Source organism: Methylomonas montana (assembly GCF_030490285.1).
GTDB classification, from domain to species: domain Bacteria; phylum Pseudomonadota; class Gammaproteobacteria; order Methylococcales; family Methylomonadaceae; genus Methylomonas; species Methylomonas montana.
The window spans coordinates 23,925-40,060 of record NZ_CP129884.1 but is presented as its reverse complement, the minus strand read 5'-3'; the positions used below and the strand labels follow the sequence as shown (position 1 = coordinate 40,060).

General features: G+C 50.0%; 9 protein-coding genes. 4 read left to right on the top strand and 5 right to left on the bottom strand.

Going from position 1 to position 16,136, the window contains the following annotated elements; all coding sequences use genetic code 11:
* Positions 1-3 precede the first annotated feature (3 nt).
* From QZJ86_RS00170 to QZJ86_RS00155, 4 genes are all read right to left on the bottom strand, one after another.
* Positions 4-1,119 carry an efflux RND transporter periplasmic adaptor subunit gene (locus QZJ86_RS00170; RefSeq protein ID WP_301935660.1) on the bottom strand — a complete coding sequence of 372 codons (1,116 nt, stop codon included), beginning with the start codon at positions 1,117-1,119 and terminating at the stop codon, positions 4-6.
* Positions 1,120-1,224: 105 nt separating this feature from the next.
* Positions 1,225-2,610, bottom strand: coding sequence for a sensor histidine kinase (locus tag QZJ86_RS00165; protein WP_301935659.1), 1,386 nt, complete (start codon positions 2,608-2,610; stop codon positions 1,225-1,227).
* Positions 2,603-3,277, bottom strand: a complete 675-nt coding sequence (locus QZJ86_RS00160; RefSeq protein ID WP_301935658.1) for a response regulator — start codon at positions 3,275-3,277, stop codon at positions 2,603-2,605. Before QZJ86_RS00160 ends, QZJ86_RS00165 begins: the two co-directional genes overlap by 8 nt.
* A 132-nt stretch (positions 3,278-3,409) precedes the next feature.
* Positions 3,410-4,498, bottom strand: a complete 1,089-nt coding sequence (locus QZJ86_RS00155) for an adenylate/guanylate cyclase domain-containing protein (RefSeq protein ID WP_301935657.1) — start codon at positions 4,496-4,498, stop codon at positions 3,410-3,412.
* Between the two features lie 580 nt (positions 4,499-5,078).
* Between QZJ86_RS00155 and QZJ86_RS00150 the strand changes: the two genes are divergently transcribed.
* Together QZJ86_RS00150 and glgC are read left to right on the top strand one after the other, a co-directional pair.
* Complete coding sequence (locus tag QZJ86_RS00150; RefSeq protein ID WP_301935656.1) at positions 5,079-6,974, top strand: transketolase C-terminal domain-containing protein; 1,896 nt, start codon at positions 5,079-5,081, stop codon at positions 6,972-6,974.
* Positions 6,975-7,418: 444 nt separating this feature from the next.
* Entirely contained in the window at positions 7,419-8,684 is a 1,266-nt protein-coding gene (gene glgC, locus QZJ86_RS00145; RefSeq protein WP_301935655.1) for a glucose-1-phosphate adenylyltransferase, read from the top strand.
* Positions 8,685-8,737: 53 nt separating this feature from the next.
* Here the strand turns inward: glgC and QZJ86_RS00140 are convergent, their stop codons facing one another.
* On the bottom strand, positions 8,738-11,098 hold the full coding sequence (locus QZJ86_RS00140) for a penicillin acylase family protein (RefSeq protein WP_301935654.1): 2,361 nt from the start codon (positions 11,096-11,098) through the stop codon (positions 8,738-8,740).
* Between the two features lie 387 nt (positions 11,099-11,485).
* On the opposite strand from QZJ86_RS00140, the gene QZJ86_RS00135 reads away from it, so the two are divergent.
* Positions 11,486-12,511: a GGDEF domain-containing protein gene (locus tag QZJ86_RS00135; protein ID WP_301935653.1), complete on the top strand. Its 1,026-nt coding sequence runs from the start codon at positions 11,486-11,488 to the stop codon at positions 12,509-12,511.
* Between the two features lie 395 nt (positions 12,512-12,906).
* Positions 12,907-15,714 (top strand): COR domain-containing protein, encoded by a 2,808-nt coding sequence (locus QZJ86_RS00130; RefSeq protein WP_301935652.1) that lies wholly within the window; start codon positions 12,907-12,909, stop codon positions 15,712-15,714.
* Positions 15,715-16,136: the final 422 nt, after the last annotated feature.

Here is a 16,136-nt window from a genome sequence, read left to right as displayed (position 1 = left end):
CTCCTACAACAGCAGCGCGGCTTCGCCATCCAGCAACAACGCGCCGCCGATGACCACGCGTTCGCCGCCGGACAATCCTTTCAGAATCGGGGTCATGCCTTCGCGGGCTTGGCCGACCTGAACCGGGCGAGATTCGAATTTTCCGGGGCTGGTTTCAATGTAAACCACGGTTTCCCGGCCATCCTTGATCAGCACGGCTGCCGTGGGCAGAATGATCCGGTTGGGCGTGGAGGCCTCGATGGCAACCCTGGCGTACATGCCGGGCCGTAGCGATATTTTCGGATCATCCGCCACGATGAACACCGACGCCCGCCGCGTTTCGGTCTGAATGGCCGCGCTTTCCGCCACCACATGGCCATGAATGGGTTCCGGCAGCGTGGCCAGTTCAATCACGGCTTTGGCGCCGTTTTCCACCAAGGGCAAATCCTTTTCAAACACATCCGCGACGATCCAGGCGGCCGAAGGTTCGCCCAATTCGAATAATGGCGCGCCCGGTTCCACCGCCGCACCGGTTGAGACGTCCGCTTTCAACACCATGCTATCCATAGGGGCGCGAACCACCACTTCCGCAGCGGCGCCATCGCCCAGCAGCTTTAAAAAATCCCGACTACGTTCCAGTTCGGTCCGCGCTTGTTTAAGCTGGGTTTCGGCTTCCACCCGCTCTATTTCCAGACCCACACCCGTGCGTTGCATTTCCAATTGCCGCCGCAGATGATCCTCCGCGCGAGCCAGCTCAGCCTCGGCGCGCGAGTAATCCGAACGCATTTGCGCGGCTGCGACACTAGCCAAGGTCGCCAGCGGCGCACCGGCCTTAATCCTGTCGCCGATCTGAACGTGAATTTTGGTAATGCGCCCGGCCACCACCGTGCCGGCCGTGGAAACCGCTTGCGCGCGAAAATCGACGCGGGCCGGCGCGGAAATGGTGCCGGCGAAAGCTTCCGGTTGAATTTCCTGGACTTTTATATAGGGAAGCGATTCCGGGCGAAGCGAAACGCTTCGCGTCGTACTGGTCTTGGCTGGTTCCGGCTGGCTGGTTTGAACCTCTGACTCCGGATTGTGCTGTTCGCAGCCGGAAGCGGACAGAAAACCGATAAGGCAAAACAAATTGGTATAACGCATGTAAGTCCGATGAAAGCGCTAGGATTAAGGAGTACCCAAATAGGCATAGCATCCTACTCACTTAACCTTTCATGAACCTTTCAACTTAAAGGCCGCCGTCTAATTTTAGGTAACAAGCTTTTTTACCTCGCCGAACGCGATCTCAAACCGAGTGCCTCCGCGACGCTTACTGGTGATATTGACCCGTGCACCATGAAGATCGGCGATTTCTTTGACAATCGCCAGGCCCAGTCCGCAGCCTTCGCCGGGACTGCCCGGAATTCGGTAGAAGCGCTCGAAAATCTTGTCGGCTTCGTTGGCCTGAATGCCGGGGCCATCGTCTTCCACAATCAACGCGGCCTTCGGATAAGCCTGGATTTTTACACTAATATGGCCATTCAGCTTGCCGTAGCAAACGGCATTGTCTAGTAGGTTGCTGAGCAATTCCCGCAGTAAGGTTTCATCGCCGGTGACGTAAACATCGGCAGCCGGTGCGTCAAATTCGAGTTCCATGCTGTGTTCCAAGGCTTTTGGCACCCAGTCCATGCAACATTGTCGGGCCAGGCCGGCCAAATCGATTAACTTGAATTCCTGTGCGCTGTGCGCCGACTCCGAGCGGGCCAGCACCAATAATTGTGTACTGAGATGCGCCACTCTATCGGCAGCGTTTTTGATATGCGCCAATGCCGGTTTCATGGTTTCGGGATTTTCGGCGTAAAGTGCCCTTTCCGCCTGTACTTTGAGGCCCGCCAAAGGTGTGCGCAATTGATGGGCAGCGTTTTCGATGAAGCGCTGTTGGGTGTTCAACGTCGACCCAAGCCGTTGCATCAGGTCGTTGATCGTATGCGTCAATGTGCGTACCTCGAGCGGAACACCAATATCCGAAATCGGGTTGAGATCTTTGGCCGAACGCAGAGCAATCCATTGCGTCAGATCGTTGAGCGGCCTCAGCCCACGATTGATGCCTATCCAGAGATGAAAGCAGGTAATAAATACCAGCAGCAGTTGCGGCAACACCACCGCCAACAGGATTTCATTCATCATGCTATGCCGCTTGTGCAGCGTTTCGGCAACCGAAATCAGCACATCGCCGGAACTGGCTGTTGGAGTGGTGAACACCGAGACGATTCTGACCGTTTGCCCCTGAATCTCGCCGTCCGAAAAAAAAGGTTCTTCCTTGACCAAGGAGGCGATAGACGGACTGGGTAAGCTTTTATCGCCGGCCATAAAACCGCCGACCTCGGATTCTACCTTGAAAAAGGTTTTATCCATCTCGTCCCAGCGGAATACTTCAACAGCCGTTGGCGGCAACTCGAAGGTAACTTTATCCTTGTGCGCCTTGACTTGCTGCACCAAGGATTTCGCCGAATCCAACAGCCAATGATCATAGGCCTGGTCGGCATAATGCAAGGCCACGAAATAAGACACCGCGGCATCGACGATGACTACCAGGAGCAAGGGCAATGTCAGTCGCGAAAGCAATTGCGCTCTCAGACTCTGCGGTTTATTCATCTTCGCTACGCTCCAGTAAATAACCCAGTCCACGCACCGTTCTGATTCTAATACCCAAAGGTTCCAGGCGTTTACGTAGCCGATGGATATAGACTTCAATGGCATTGTCCGCCAATTCTTCCGAACGGGCCGCGAGACGTTGGGCGATATTATCTTTGCTGACCACCCGTCCGGCTTGCAACAACAAGGCTTCCAGCACGCCATATTCTCGAGGCGGCAATACCATCGGCGTGCCGGCGATGCTGATGTGTTGATTGCGGGTATCCATCACCAGTTGCGCAAACGTGATGTTGTGATCAAAGCCACCATGACTGCGGCGCAATAATGCCCTGACGCGAGCTTCCAGTTCCCGCAGTTCGAAGGGTTTAGTCATGTAATCGTCAGCACCCAATTCCAAGCCGCCGACCCTATCATTAAGCCTGTCCCGCGCTGTCAAAATCAGTACCGGAATAGCCGATTTTCGCGCCCGCAATTGTCGCAGCACCTCCAGCCCATCGGTGTCGGGCAAACCTAAATCGAGAATGATCAGGTCATACGGCTGAGTGCGTAACGCGCTGTCAGCGTAAGCACCGGTCACTGCCAGCGTGACATCGAACCCCCAATCGGCAAGACTACGCGAAAGCCCATCGGCCAAAACATTATCGTCTTCGACCAGTAAAATTCTCATCGACGCATTCCCGGCGCTGAATGGTACATAAAAGGCTAAATCCGTAGAGTCTTGATGGGGTTGGCAACAATATCAATGCCGTTGGCATTCCGCAAACCCCTTTTAAGCCTTGCGGCTCGCCTAGCTAACCATCTACTTCATTGGACTGCCTTGGATAAGCATTTGCACAAAGCGCCGGATAGCCTGTTCGGACTCTGCGTTCAAGGAGGTAAATTCAATACCTGCAAAGCAACGCCCTTCATCCGACCTGATATTGCATACCTTGGCGTAGATGAGGTGCTTTTGAGCGCCAAGCAAGGAAAGATCGAGTTCCATCAGAATATCCGCATACTGGCTCAGTCCGGATTCGACTTCGGCGAGTATGCCCTGATAGCTAATGTCGATGGCAACGCCATGGCCGGGCGGGGATTGGATCACCTTGTCGACTATGACGTTGTAAGCGAATGGGATCATAATCTCGACACGCGGACTATTGCGTACGTCCCGGCGCGGATTTTCCAGACCCAGCGCCGGAATGCCGAATACCTCGCGAAGTTGCACCGGTTTTGACTTTCCCTTGACATGCACTTCCATCGGCTCGCCCGTGGCCACGAAATCTCGGCAATGATTGAAAGTAGTTTCGCTAATCAGCACTTGCCCGCGCAGACTGAAAGCTTCGATGCGAGAGGCAATGTTGACTTCGTCGCCGATGACGGTGTATTCGGAGTGCAACTCCGAACCGAGCAGACCGGCCGTGACGACGCCTGTGTTAATCCCCGCGCCCATGTAAAGTAACGGGAATCCCTTCGAGACAAGATCGGCATTGATTTCCTCCATGGCAATCTGCATTTGCACCGCACAGGTCACCGCGCGGCGCGCATCGTCGCCACTTTGCTGCGGCGCGCCAAACAACAGCATGATGGCATCGCCCATGAACTTGTCGATTGTACCGCCGTTTTGGATCGCGATTTCACACATCCGAGCCAAGTAGAGATTCAATACTTCCAACATCGTTTCGGCTGGATAGGCTTCGGAAATCGAGGTAAATCCGCGCAGGTCGGTGAGAAGCACCGTCACTTCTTGGATGGTGTTGGCTTGGCGCTGTTTGGCGTCGGCATACAGGGCCGCGGATAACGCCGAGTAAAGCCTTGCGGCCGATTCGGGTCCAATGTCCACGCCGGTCTCAACTGCCACTGCTTCCTGAAGCCACGACACAACATCGCGGGAAAGTTTTTCTTTCATTGCTTTCTCCAAATTAAAGCTAAGCGGCTACTGACCATTTTTTACCCTGTCCTTACATAGCCGCTTAGGATTTTCGCTTTTACCAGATGAGGCCGGACCAATACTGGCGGAATGGAGTCCTTGAAGACCGAGCTTAAAGTTGTAAAACATTAAACAAGCTACGCAAGAGGTTTTTTATTTTATTGTCGAATTTTTTCGAACGACTTGAAAAGTCCATGTTCCAAAAATGCGAGGTCATCGTGATAACTTGTGATTTTATAAAGCCAATTTTTATGACCTAAGGTTTTTAATGACCATCCATTTAATTTTAATTTTTACACGAATTCAATGGTATTTTAAAACTCTTGCAAAGCCTGTTTTAATGGGTGTAAGGTTCAGCCTAACGGCATAAAAAAATAATTTACGGCAGCATTTAAGCAACGACTTTTGTAAAAAAACGTCATTATTGTGGCCAATGAGCAACGGGTATTTTTACTAATAAATGCTTAAAGTTATTTTTGTTTTATACCGTGATAAAAAATAACAGCGCAATAACTAGATGCGCGTCTATAAAAATAATATCCTCACCACGAGATTAGTTATGTCCAAATTCCCAATCGATCTTGGCGCTTATCAGCGCATCGCTCTAAATCCTAGCAATTCAACCTTAACTGCCGAGCAACGCGCCAGCCTCAAGGCTAACATCCAGCTTTGCCGCGATGCTATTGTATTTTTTACGGCGACCGGCGCAGCGCGCGGCGTAGGCGGGCATACCGGCGGGCCTTACGATACGGTACCTGAAGTGATGATCATGGATGCTTTATTCCGCGGCTCGGCAGATAAATTCGTCCCGATATTTTTCGACGAAGCCGGCCATCGCGTGGCCACCCAGTATCTGATGTCCACCCTGAATGGTGATTTGCCGGCGGAACGCCTGATGGAATACCGGGCCGCGCATTCCCATTTGCCCGGCCATCCCGAATTGGGCTTTACCCCCGGCGTGAAATTTAGCTCCGGCCGTTTGGGTCACATGTGGCCTTATGTCAACGGCGTGGCCATCGCCAACCCCGGCAAGGTTTTGTTCTGTTTGGGTTCCGACGGTTCGCAGCAAGAAGGTAACGATGCCGAGGCCGCGCGTTTGGCCGTTGCGCAAAACCTGAATGTGAAACTGATTATCGACGATAACGATGTCACCATCGCCGGCCATCCCTCCAACTATTTAAAAGGCTGCAGTACGGCGAAAACCCTGGCCGGCCAAGGCGTGACGGTTCTGGAAGGCGATGGCGAAGATCTGGACGATTTGTATAAACGTATCATCACCGCAATTAACACCCCAGGCCCAGTCGCGATCATTAATCACCGGCCGATGTGCCCAGGCATTGTCGGCTTGGAAGGCTCGACCCACGGCCATGATGTGGTATCCGTGAAAGTGGCACTTGAATACCTGGAGTCGCACGGCCAACAAGCCGCAGCCGATCATTTGCGTGAAGTCAAAGCCCCGAAAAATGACGCGGTATTTTTGGGTTCCAGCGACAAGTGGGATGCCAACCGCAATGTGTTCGGCGATGCTGCCGTGGCGATTCTTGGTCGAATGAGCGAAGCCGAACGAATTGCAAAAGTCCGCGTGGTCGATAGCGACTTGGAAGGCTCTTGCGGCCTGATCAAAATTCATAACGCTTTCCCGGAAATCTTTATATCCTCCGGCATCATGGAACGCGGCAATTTCGCTGCGGCCGCCGGCTTTGGTATGGAAGCAGGCAAACAAGGCATTTTCGGCACTTTTAGCGCCTTTCTGGAAATGTGTATTTCCGAAATCACCATGGCTCGCTTGAACAATTCCAACGTACTCAGCCATTTCTCCCATTCCGGGATCGATGACATGGCCGACAACACCTGCCACTTCGGTTTGAATAATATGTTCGCCGACAACGGTTTGAGCGACGGTTACGATACCAATCTGTACTTCCCGGCCGATCCGCTGCAAATGAAGGCTTGCTTGGAAACCATCTTTTTCAATCCCGGTTTACGTTTCGTGTTTTCGACTCGTTCGAAAGTACCAACGATTTTGGATAGCAACGGCAACGAGTTCTTTGGCGGCGATTACAAATTCGTCTCAGGCAAAGACGAAGTCATTCGCGAGGGCACCGCCGGCTATATCGTCAGCTTCGGCGAAGCGTTGTACCGCTCCTTGGATGCCGTTGAGCGCTTGAAAAAGCAAGGTGTCGATGTTGGCCTGATCAACAAACCGACCCTTACCGTCATCGATGAAGACATGTTGGCAAAAATCGGCAAATCGCCGAAAGTGATGGTAGTGGAGGCCTTTAACCGTAAAACCGGTTTGGGCAGCCGCATGGGCTCCTGGTTGTTGGAACGCGGTTATACACCGAAATATGCCCACCTTGGCACCCACAAAGAAGGTTGCGGCGGCTTGTGGGAGCAATTCCCGCACCAAGGTATCGATCCAGCAGGCATTATGGACAGTTTCTTAAAAAGTTAAGTCCTCCTTAATCTGGGCACAGGAAGTGCCCGTTTTTTTAGGCATCCCGTAACCACTCGCTAGCGTGAGTGGTTTCCTGGATTCGCATAAACCATGACGGCGTCATTTATAAAAATAATACTATTGATTCCTTAGCGAGACTCAAACTATGTCAGCCATTATTTATACCCTAACCGTGCTTTATTTTTCTTATGCGATTTATGTCGTGCTTGGAGAAGAAATTGGGATTTTTATAAAAAACAATTTTCCAAATCATTCGTCCCTGTTGTCCAAGGGATAACCATTTACTTTTGAATTGGCCGTCTTAGGACATATTTGCCTTGTTTGCAGGTATCTTGATTCGTGTCAATTTAATAACGCAGTATTAGTCGTCGAGTGACTGCTTTTGCTTTGCAGACTCGAAATGGCGAATAAATCCCTGATAAATCTGATTAATAATCTCCTATGTCCGTGATTCATCACAATATCCATCAATTAACTAAAAATACTATTGCTTTAATTCTGGCCGGTGGCCGCGGCTCTCGGTTAATGAATATGACCGATTGGCGGGCCAAGCCTGCCGTACCGTTTGGCGGCAAGTTCCGTATCATCGACTTTCCGTTGTCGAATTGCGTGAATTCCGGTATTCGCAAAATTGGCATTTTGACGCAATATAAAGCCGACTCGCTGATTCGGCATATTCAGAAAGGCTGGGGCTTTATGCGCGGCGAATTCGGCGAATATGTCGATTTAATGCCCGCGCAACAGCGCATCGACGAAACATCCTGGTATCAAGGCACCGCCGATGCGGTATTGCAGAATATCGATATTCTCAGAGCACGCAAACCCGAGCACATTTTAATCCTGGCCGGCGATCACATTTATAAAATGGATTATGCCGCCATGTTAGTCGATCATATTGAACAAAATGCCGATCTAACCATAGGCTGTCTTGAGGTGTCATTGAAGGACGCTTCTGCTTTTGGGGTGATGGACGTCGATGCAAACCGCAGAGTACGGGCTTTTGTTGAAAAGCCTGCAAATCCGCCGGTGATGCCTGGCCGTACCGACACCGCATTAGCCTCGATGGGTATCTACATTTTCAATGCCGATTTCTTATGGGAACAACTGATTAAAGATGCCGAAACCAAAGATTCGACGCATGATTTTGGGAAGGATATTATTCCTGCCGTGATCGACGATCACATCGTCAATGCCTATCCGTTTTTGGATTTACAAAGTGGCCAGCAAAGTTATTGGCGCGACGTAGGGACTATCGATGCCTATTGGGCCGCCAATTTGGAATTAATCGGCGTTAAGCCGGATCTGAATTTATACGACACCACATGGCCGATATGGACCTATCAGGAGCAAACACCGCCCGCCAAATTTGTATTTGACGATAACGGGAGCCGCGGCCAAGCCATAGACTCGATGATTTCCGGCGGCTGCGTCATTTCCGGCTCAACCGTTAGGCATTCCATGGTGTTCTCCAATGTCGTCGTCAACGCGTATTCAGTCATCCAGGACAGCATGCTGTTGCCGCAAGTCACGATCGGCCAACATTGCCGCATCACCAAGGCCATTGTCGAAAAAGGTTGCGTGGTACCTGACGGCACCGTGATTGGCGAAAATCTTGAGGAAGACAAAAAACGGTTTTATGTCAGCGAAGGCGGGGTCGTATTAGTCACCGCGGAAATGTTGGGGCAAAAATTGCATTTTGTCAGATAGTAGAGCCGAACCTGTTCAAGGGCAACGGCTCGTATTTTAAATCGGCCTGGCGTTTATTGCGGTAAAACAGACAAGACATGCGGTTTGGCAGCGGCTTGCAGCGGCGCGGCAATGCCGTCCTGCCAGAGCATTTGTTGATCGCGATAATGTGGCGAAAAAGGATGCCCGGACTGTCCGCCCGGCATATGAAAAATACCGTTTTCTGGATGTGCCGGCGACAGTACCAACCTTTCGCTGGCACCATGACCACTGTCCATCACTTTGACGCAGACGCTGGCGCAACCATCGCTGGCAAACGTTGGCATATCCAGCACGTCACCGAAAACGGACGCGACTTTGCTGAAAGGATGCTGCAAAGTCATAGCGTGTGTCTGTCCCCAGGTGAGTTGCGCCAACTGGGTTTGCGGATATTGGCGGCGCAATTCGCGAGCCGTTTGGCGCATGGTTTCCAAAAGCATCTGCCGCCAATCGTCACGATAACGCGCGCTCAACATGCCCTTCGGCCGCTGGGTTAACAATAAACGCAGCGGCGTTTCCATTTCCCGCCAGGCATAACGAAAATCCGGATCGTGCACTTTGCAGGCGGCCACCACTTTCGCAAACACCTCTTCCGCCAAGCGTTTTCTGAACTCGTTCAAAAAACTGGCGCCAACGCTATCGGTCCGCATATAGCCGTCCCAGGCTTGCAACACCTGTTCAATTTCCGCCAACTCGGCTTCTTTATTGCCCAAATCACGCAGTTCAGCAAGCGCCAATTGCTGATAAAAATCCAGCACCGCGCTGCGGCTGTCCAGCTGAATGGTCAATAAATCTTGTTCGGTAAGGTTTTGACGCTCGCGTAATAATTCGGCGATGCGAAACGCGCGATAACCCAACGCCCAATTGTGGGCGATGACATGCGGATAATCGCTGCCCAAGGTACGATTATTGGCCGTGACGATAAAGCCCTCGGCCGGGTCCAGAAGCCTTGGCAATTCCGTTGGCGGGATAAAACCGTGCCAGCCCAGGCCGCCATCGGCCCAGGAGCGGCTGGCCAAACCGTCGAAGCCAACCCGATTCGGAAAATGCCCCATGTAAGTCCAACCGATATGACCTTCCCGATCGGCGATCACCACATTCTGCGGCGGGCTGCCGGTATTGTTCATCACCGTCATCGCCTGGCGGATGGTCTGCGCGCCGTCCATTTCCATCAAGCCCAGGTCTACCGCTTGCCGTTCCAGCGCCGTCCATTTGATCGCAACCGGCCCGCCCAGCAAATCCTGATCGGAAACCGGACCCCACACAGTATCCCGCAAGCTGATTTCGACATCGGCCGCATCCTTGACGTGTATGGTTTCGCTGTGGCTATCAAACACCTGCCAGCCTTGCGAGGTGCGGTAACTATTGGGATTGTCCGGGTTAATCTCCAAACGGATCAAGTCCAGCAAATCGGCTGTGACATTGGTAAAGCCCCAAGCGATATCATCGTTAGCGCCGACCACGACGGCCGGCACGCCGGGCAGCGTCACGCCGAACAGATGCCGGTCTTGATACTTTAATTCGGCACGGTACCAGACATTGGGGACATTCAAGCCCAGGTGCATATCGTTCGCGACGATGGCCCGGCCATCGGCGGTTTTACTGCCCGCCACCACCCAGTTATTGGAGCCAGCCACGACATTTTCGGCATCGACGCTGTTCGCGGCTAAAGCTGCTCCAACATCCGGCAACGCCGCCAAAGACGAAACCGGAATGGCTTGGCTGAAACGCCGCGACGCCGATCCGCCGACCAAGACGGTGGCATAGCTGTCGGTGTCGGGCGTCAGGAAGGTCAACAAATCGGCGGGCAACGCGTGTTCCATCACGCTGACCATGCGCTCGTCCTGTTCCTGGCCGTTCAAGGTTTGGAACATGCCCAGAATCACCAGGATACTATCCTCGGCGCGCCAAGGTTCCGGTTGATGACGCAACACCAGAAATTCCGGCGGCAATATCCGGGCTTGGTCGATATACGCATTAACGCCGTCGACATAAGCCTGCAATACCTGGCGCTGCGCGGCGGGTAAATCGTTGACGATATTTCGAGCGGTTCTGGTCAGTTGATAAGTGCGCTGCTTGCGATCCACTTTCAGCGCCGACGCACCAAACAGTTCCGCTAACCGGCCGGCACTCTTGCGGCGCATCAGTTCCATCTGAAACAAACGGTCGCGGGCATGCAGATAACCCAAGGTACGATAGGCGTCCTCCCGGCTGTCAGCCGTGACGGACGGAACACCCAAGGCGTCGCTCTGCACGGTGGCCTTCGCCACCAAGCCAGGCAGCGATATTTCACCGTCTTCCGCTGGTAACGACGCTACGATCAACCCATACACGAGACCAGTGACAACGAAAGCCAGGACTAACATCGATAGGGAAGCAGTTCGTATCATTCGCATGAGGCGGTCTGGAAATATAATGAAATTGTGCAGAATCACCGCGACTCTCCTAATGAAAATATACGCATGGTTTGTAGAACAGCGGCTAACTTTTTCCACCAATGAGCGCGGATTTGCCATTCATCAAAACTACGCGTGCTTTTATTCATCGGTAAGTTAGAAAAATGCCTCTCGAAAATTTTAACGCTCTTTCGGAATAAAATTGGCAAAATTTCGACACCGTTTCTTGCTGTAGCAACTCTTTCCATGTGTTAATACATACTATCGCCGAAACATTGCTCATCGCGGATAGAAAAGTGAATTACTCTTTACAGTTTTGTAATTGCATGCTAAATCTTACCTGACTCCCTATAATCTCATTGCCATACAGGAACTACACTGAGCGTGATGAATCCGTACCATCAAGATAACTTTGAGGAAGCGTTTGAGCACTTACGCTTGGCGACCTCATTATTAGGCAAACACAACGTTGCACCATCCCCCATCAATTACCGTGTGGGTTATGATTATGTTGCCGGTAAAAACCAGGAACTGAATGCTGCACTCGATAAATTAGTTGGACAATCAGAAGAGCTAACGGCAGAACAGCTATGGATTTTATATCAACAGTTCTTCAGTCAGGATGCCATTACGTTGGAGAAAATTCGCCAGGAACTGCACCACATTATTATCAGTGTTCAGGGGGCGGTCGAGCGGTCGAGCGGCAATCTCTCCGTTTATACGCACACACTTAACCGCTTCGCCCAAATTTTGGATCCTTCAACACCCTTGAACGCAGTAGCATCTGAGGTTCAAAAGGTTCTCGATGACACCCGGTCTATGGAGCAAAATCAGCAACGGGTTGAATCCGAAATATCTCTTGTCCTTGCCGAAGTGGAATCATTAAGAAAAGACCTGGAGAAAATCAAAGAAGAATCGATGATGGACGCTTTGACAGGTATCCCGAATCGCAAAGCGTTCGATGCAGCGTTGGAACAGGCTGTCATTTCAGCACGGGAACAGAAATCGCCTCTGTGCATTTTGATGATAGATATCGATTTTTTTAAAAAATTTAACGACACTTATGGCCATCTCGTCGGAGACAAGGTGCTTCGGTACGTAGGAGCAGCCCTAAAGCGTTGCCTGAAAGGAAGGGATATGGCGGCACGGTTCGGTGGCGAGGAATTCACGGTAATTTTGCCGCAAACGTCCCTCATAGGCGCGGGGGTCATAGCAGAACAGATTCGTAATGCAATTTCGATGGGTTCGATCAAAAGTAAAAGCAATGGTCGATACTACGATAAGGTTACGGTATCAATCGGAGTTGCACAATTTCGAGACAACGAGCTTCCAAATGATTTGCTACAACGTGCTGATAAAGTGCTTTATATTGCTAAAGAAAATGGCAGGAACCGAGTTGAAAAAGCACTTTAACGTTAATCAAGTCGTTTTTTGAGTCATCCATGATCGCTTTCAAAGTTGAAAATAGCCAGCTATCAACCATTCTCACCAGGTTGCTGGCGACTGTCTAACATAGCCTTAATATTTACCAAAACTGCCTTTTTACGTAGGAATTACGCACACCTCCCCGCCCATCCCCAACGCCAGATTGAACTGCTGCATATCCGAAACGACCCAGCCGGTTTGTTCGACCTTTTATCAATTTTCTTAATCGGCTTTTGTTTCTGGCACTATAAGCGCTGAATCCGCTAATCTGTGCACCCAACATACAATTGTTTAATTAACAAGGTGCTTTGGCTCAAGCTTCGCCGTTCGCCCCGATTGTTACCGGCAGCGGCGTTAAGGCTAACAGATGATGTTAAGAGGGAATGATGTTCGATAGAAATCAATTTAGAGTTGAAATTCAAGCCAGGTTAAAAGAACTGCCGATTCAGAAACGGGTTGCATTTGCCGTCCGCGCGGCAATGCGAGTCTTGCCCTTATTATCTGTTCCCAACAAAACAGCGTGGTTTGCCGCGTTAACCGGATCAAATGATCAATCCTTTAGATACTGGAAAGCCAACGAAAAAGACAGACATTTGTTGTCGATACTGCGCTGTTATGGCATGGCGATCGAGTTTGCCCTCACAGAAAAATATTCCGACGCTATCGCCGACATAGGCGATGCTGGGACCAATTTCGGACTAGTCGGAGCCTCTCATGCCGCTGACGCAGCAAAAGCAGCCGCCTATGTAGCAAAAGCGGATATTGCAGCAGCCGTGGCTTCAGCTGCCGACTCTGCAGCCAGGACCGCCTACTATCCTGTCAATACTCACAAAACCAAAACAGCCAACAACGAACCATCCGACAAACTAGTTGAAGCCTTCTTCACACTCTTCAGTAATCGAGATTACTCTTCAAACTCCGCTGTTACCGCAGTAGAAAGTGTCTACGCTGCCAAAGTTGCCCAGGACGCAACAACCCTGGCCATTCGACAAGATTTAGCGGCATTAACCAAAATCACAGCCAATGCCTTATTGGAGCAGCCATTGTGGCCGGAAAGCATACCGGAAGACTGGATGAGATTGCTGGAGCAGTTCAAAGCCGATGTTTCAACACTAAACGCTGGATTTGAAGTCTGGCTGGATTGGTATGACGATATAGTAAAAGGCCACTACATAGATATTGAATTACGCAAGCAATGGAACAACATTCCGGATGAATTGAAATTACAAGGCGCCAAAAAGGTTAATGCCTATCTGAAAAACTTAGGAAACACCAACGCGAGCACCCCATTAAATCGGGTGCGCGCTATTTTCATAGGTTATGGCGAGTCCGGAAAAACATCGCTGATCCGCGCATTGCACGGCGAAGATGTCATTCAAGGCAAGGAGACTATGACTGCCGGCATCGATATTCGTGATTGGCTAGTACCGGATACCAATATTCAGGCCCACTTTTGGGACTTTGGCGGACAAGTGGTGTTTCACTCCACCCACAAATTCTTTTTACGTTCATCATGCGTTTACATCATTGTCATTAATGCCCGAGCCGATATCAACAGCAGCGAGCAGGCAGAATATTGGCTAGATCATGTCAAGGTGTTCGGTAACTCCGCGCCGGTGATATTAGTTGCCAATAAAGCCGATGAAGCGATAATCCATCTGCAAATGGAGAACTTGACCCGGCACTATCCGAATATTAAAGGTTTTTATCCGGTCTCCTGTACTGAGGCAAAAACCGCGCATCGACACGAATTTGAAACATTCAAGCAAGCCTTAAGTGTTCAATTACAAGCAGTGGGTATTCATCAAATGCTATTTACCCCTGAGCAAGGTGGCGTATTACAGGAGTTGCAACAAAACGCGTTAACCAATGCGTTTATGGGGGAGAATGAATTCCAGCAGTTGTGCGATAAATACCAGGTCAGTGATCAAGGCGAGTTGAACCGGGATTGGTTGGTGGATATTTTCGATAAACTCGGCGTCATGTTGCATTTCGACGAATTAAAGACCTTTCATAATGCATATTTATTGAACCCCCGATGGTTAACTCACGGGGTTTATACCTTAATGAATGCCAAGCAGTCGCGCATCAACGAAGCCGATATGGTACGGATTTTGGCAAGCTCCAGGGTTGAGGACGAGTACCAACATTTGCTGAATTACCCGGCGGACAAATGTCTATTCATCAGTCGAGCCATGCAACGCTTCAAACTCTGCTATCCATTGAGTAATAACGAAATGATCATTCCGGCGTTATTAGCCGATGAGTTGTCGAGCTATCCCGCCGAATTAAAAAACAAGGATATTTTGAGTTTTGAATTTGACTTCAGTAGCTTTTTGCCACGAAATTTAATAGGCGAGTTTATCGTTAGTCGCCATCATGAAATCAAAGACAACTTACTGAGTCAGCGAGGCGGTATATTCAAAAGCCGAAGTTTAAAAGCCGAAGCTTTGGTCGAAGCCAATTATCACAGACGCTTAATCGTAATACAGGTATACGGTCGAGACGCGAAGGAATACCTTACAGTTTTGTATGATGCGATGAAAAGGATTTTTAGTGATTTGGCGTTGGACTTTCGGGAATGGGTGGATTTGCCGCATTCCTCACTAATTGATACCGCAAAACCGTCGCTGGAATTCAGAACCGAAAAGGCACCATATCAACAGTTATTGGCTTTCGCTAGAAAAGGAGAAAGAGAATATATCGCTGAATCCGGTTTGAGTTATGACCTTGGTAAGGTGTTAGGTCTTATTCTGTCGAAAGAAGGGCAGCTTAAGGCCGGAATCAGTATTTTTGGCGATTATTATGCGGGAGATAAAAAAGTGAGTGAGACAAAAATAAGCATTAACGGTAATACAGTTCACGGCTCAATAATCGCCGCCGAAAAAATAGAAAATAGTTTCAATAGCTTGGATGAATCCAAATCCAACAAGGAAGTGACTATGCTGTTAGCTCATCTTTTAAGAGAAATTCAGGAATTAAATAATAAAGTACCAGCGTCGCAAAGCTTGGAAGACTTGGGCCGAGATGCTGAAGCCTTGGTTGTGGAAGCTCAACGAGAAGCTCCGCGTCATAATCGGTTAAGCATCAGTTTGGAAGGCATCAAAGAAGCGGCTCTTGTGATTGGCGAAATTGCCAAACCGATTTGGGAAGTTGCAGAAAAACTCAGTCCATTATTACTGGGAATCTGATTGCTTGTATATTGGCGACGTTTGGATAGTTAAGCCAGCAACAAAATGGGACAATAGTAAATGAAATTAACATGACTGTTTTAGGATCGGTTGGATTGAAAATGGCCATGTTGTGAAAATCAAGCTGTCTACACCACGCGACATGATACTCAATTTGCCTGTATCAGTTCTATCTTCCAATTGACACGATGCGCCATTTGAAGGGTATAGCAACAGTCCGCTGGCATTATCGGCCAATATATCGCCATGCCCGACTGAACAATCATGCCACTATTGGCCATTGGCTTATTGAAAGCGAAAGCCGACTGCGGTAAAAAAGTAAATGTTGGAAGTGGCATACCTGTTTCAAGCAACATCTTGAGGTTGCAAAGAATCATGGGCCAGCCATCACTGCAAGCACGAAAGACTTTACTTTCCGGTGG

Excerpts from the sequence above, each read along its gene's own strand:
- QZJ86_RS00150 (WP_301935656.1), top strand. The coding sequence starts at position 5,079 with ATGTCCAAATTCCCAATCGATCTTGGCGCTTATCAGCGCATCGCTCTA.
- QZJ86_RS00170 (WP_301935660.1), bottom strand. The coding sequence starts at position 1,119 with ATGCGTTATACCAATTTGTTTTGCCTTATCGGTTTTCTGTCCGCTTCC.
- QZJ86_RS00130 (WP_301935652.1), top strand. The coding sequence starts at position 12,907 with ATGATGTTCGATAGAAATCAATTTAGAGTTGAAATTCAAGCCAGGTTA.
- QZJ86_RS00135 (WP_301935653.1), top strand. The coding sequence starts at position 11,486 with ATGAATCCGTACCATCAAGATAACTTTGAGGAAGCGTTTGAGCACTTA.
- QZJ86_RS00165 (WP_301935659.1), bottom strand. The coding sequence starts at position 2,610 with ATGAATAAACCGCAGAGTCTGAGAGCGCAATTGCTTTCGCGACTGACA.
- QZJ86_RS00140 (WP_301935654.1), bottom strand. The coding sequence starts at position 11,098 with ATGCGAATGATACGAACTGCTTCCCTATCGATGTTAGTCCTGGCTTTC.
- QZJ86_RS00155 (WP_301935657.1), bottom strand. The coding sequence starts at position 4,498 with ATGAAAGAAAAACTTTCCCGCGATGTTGTGTCGTGGCTTCAGGAAGCA.
- QZJ86_RS00160 (WP_301935658.1), bottom strand. The coding sequence starts at position 3,277 with ATGAGAATTTTACTGGTCGAAGACGATAATGTTTTGGCCGATGGGCTT.
- glgC (WP_301935655.1), top strand. The coding sequence starts at position 7,419 with ATGTCCGTGATTCATCACAATATCCATCAATTAACTAAAAATACTATT.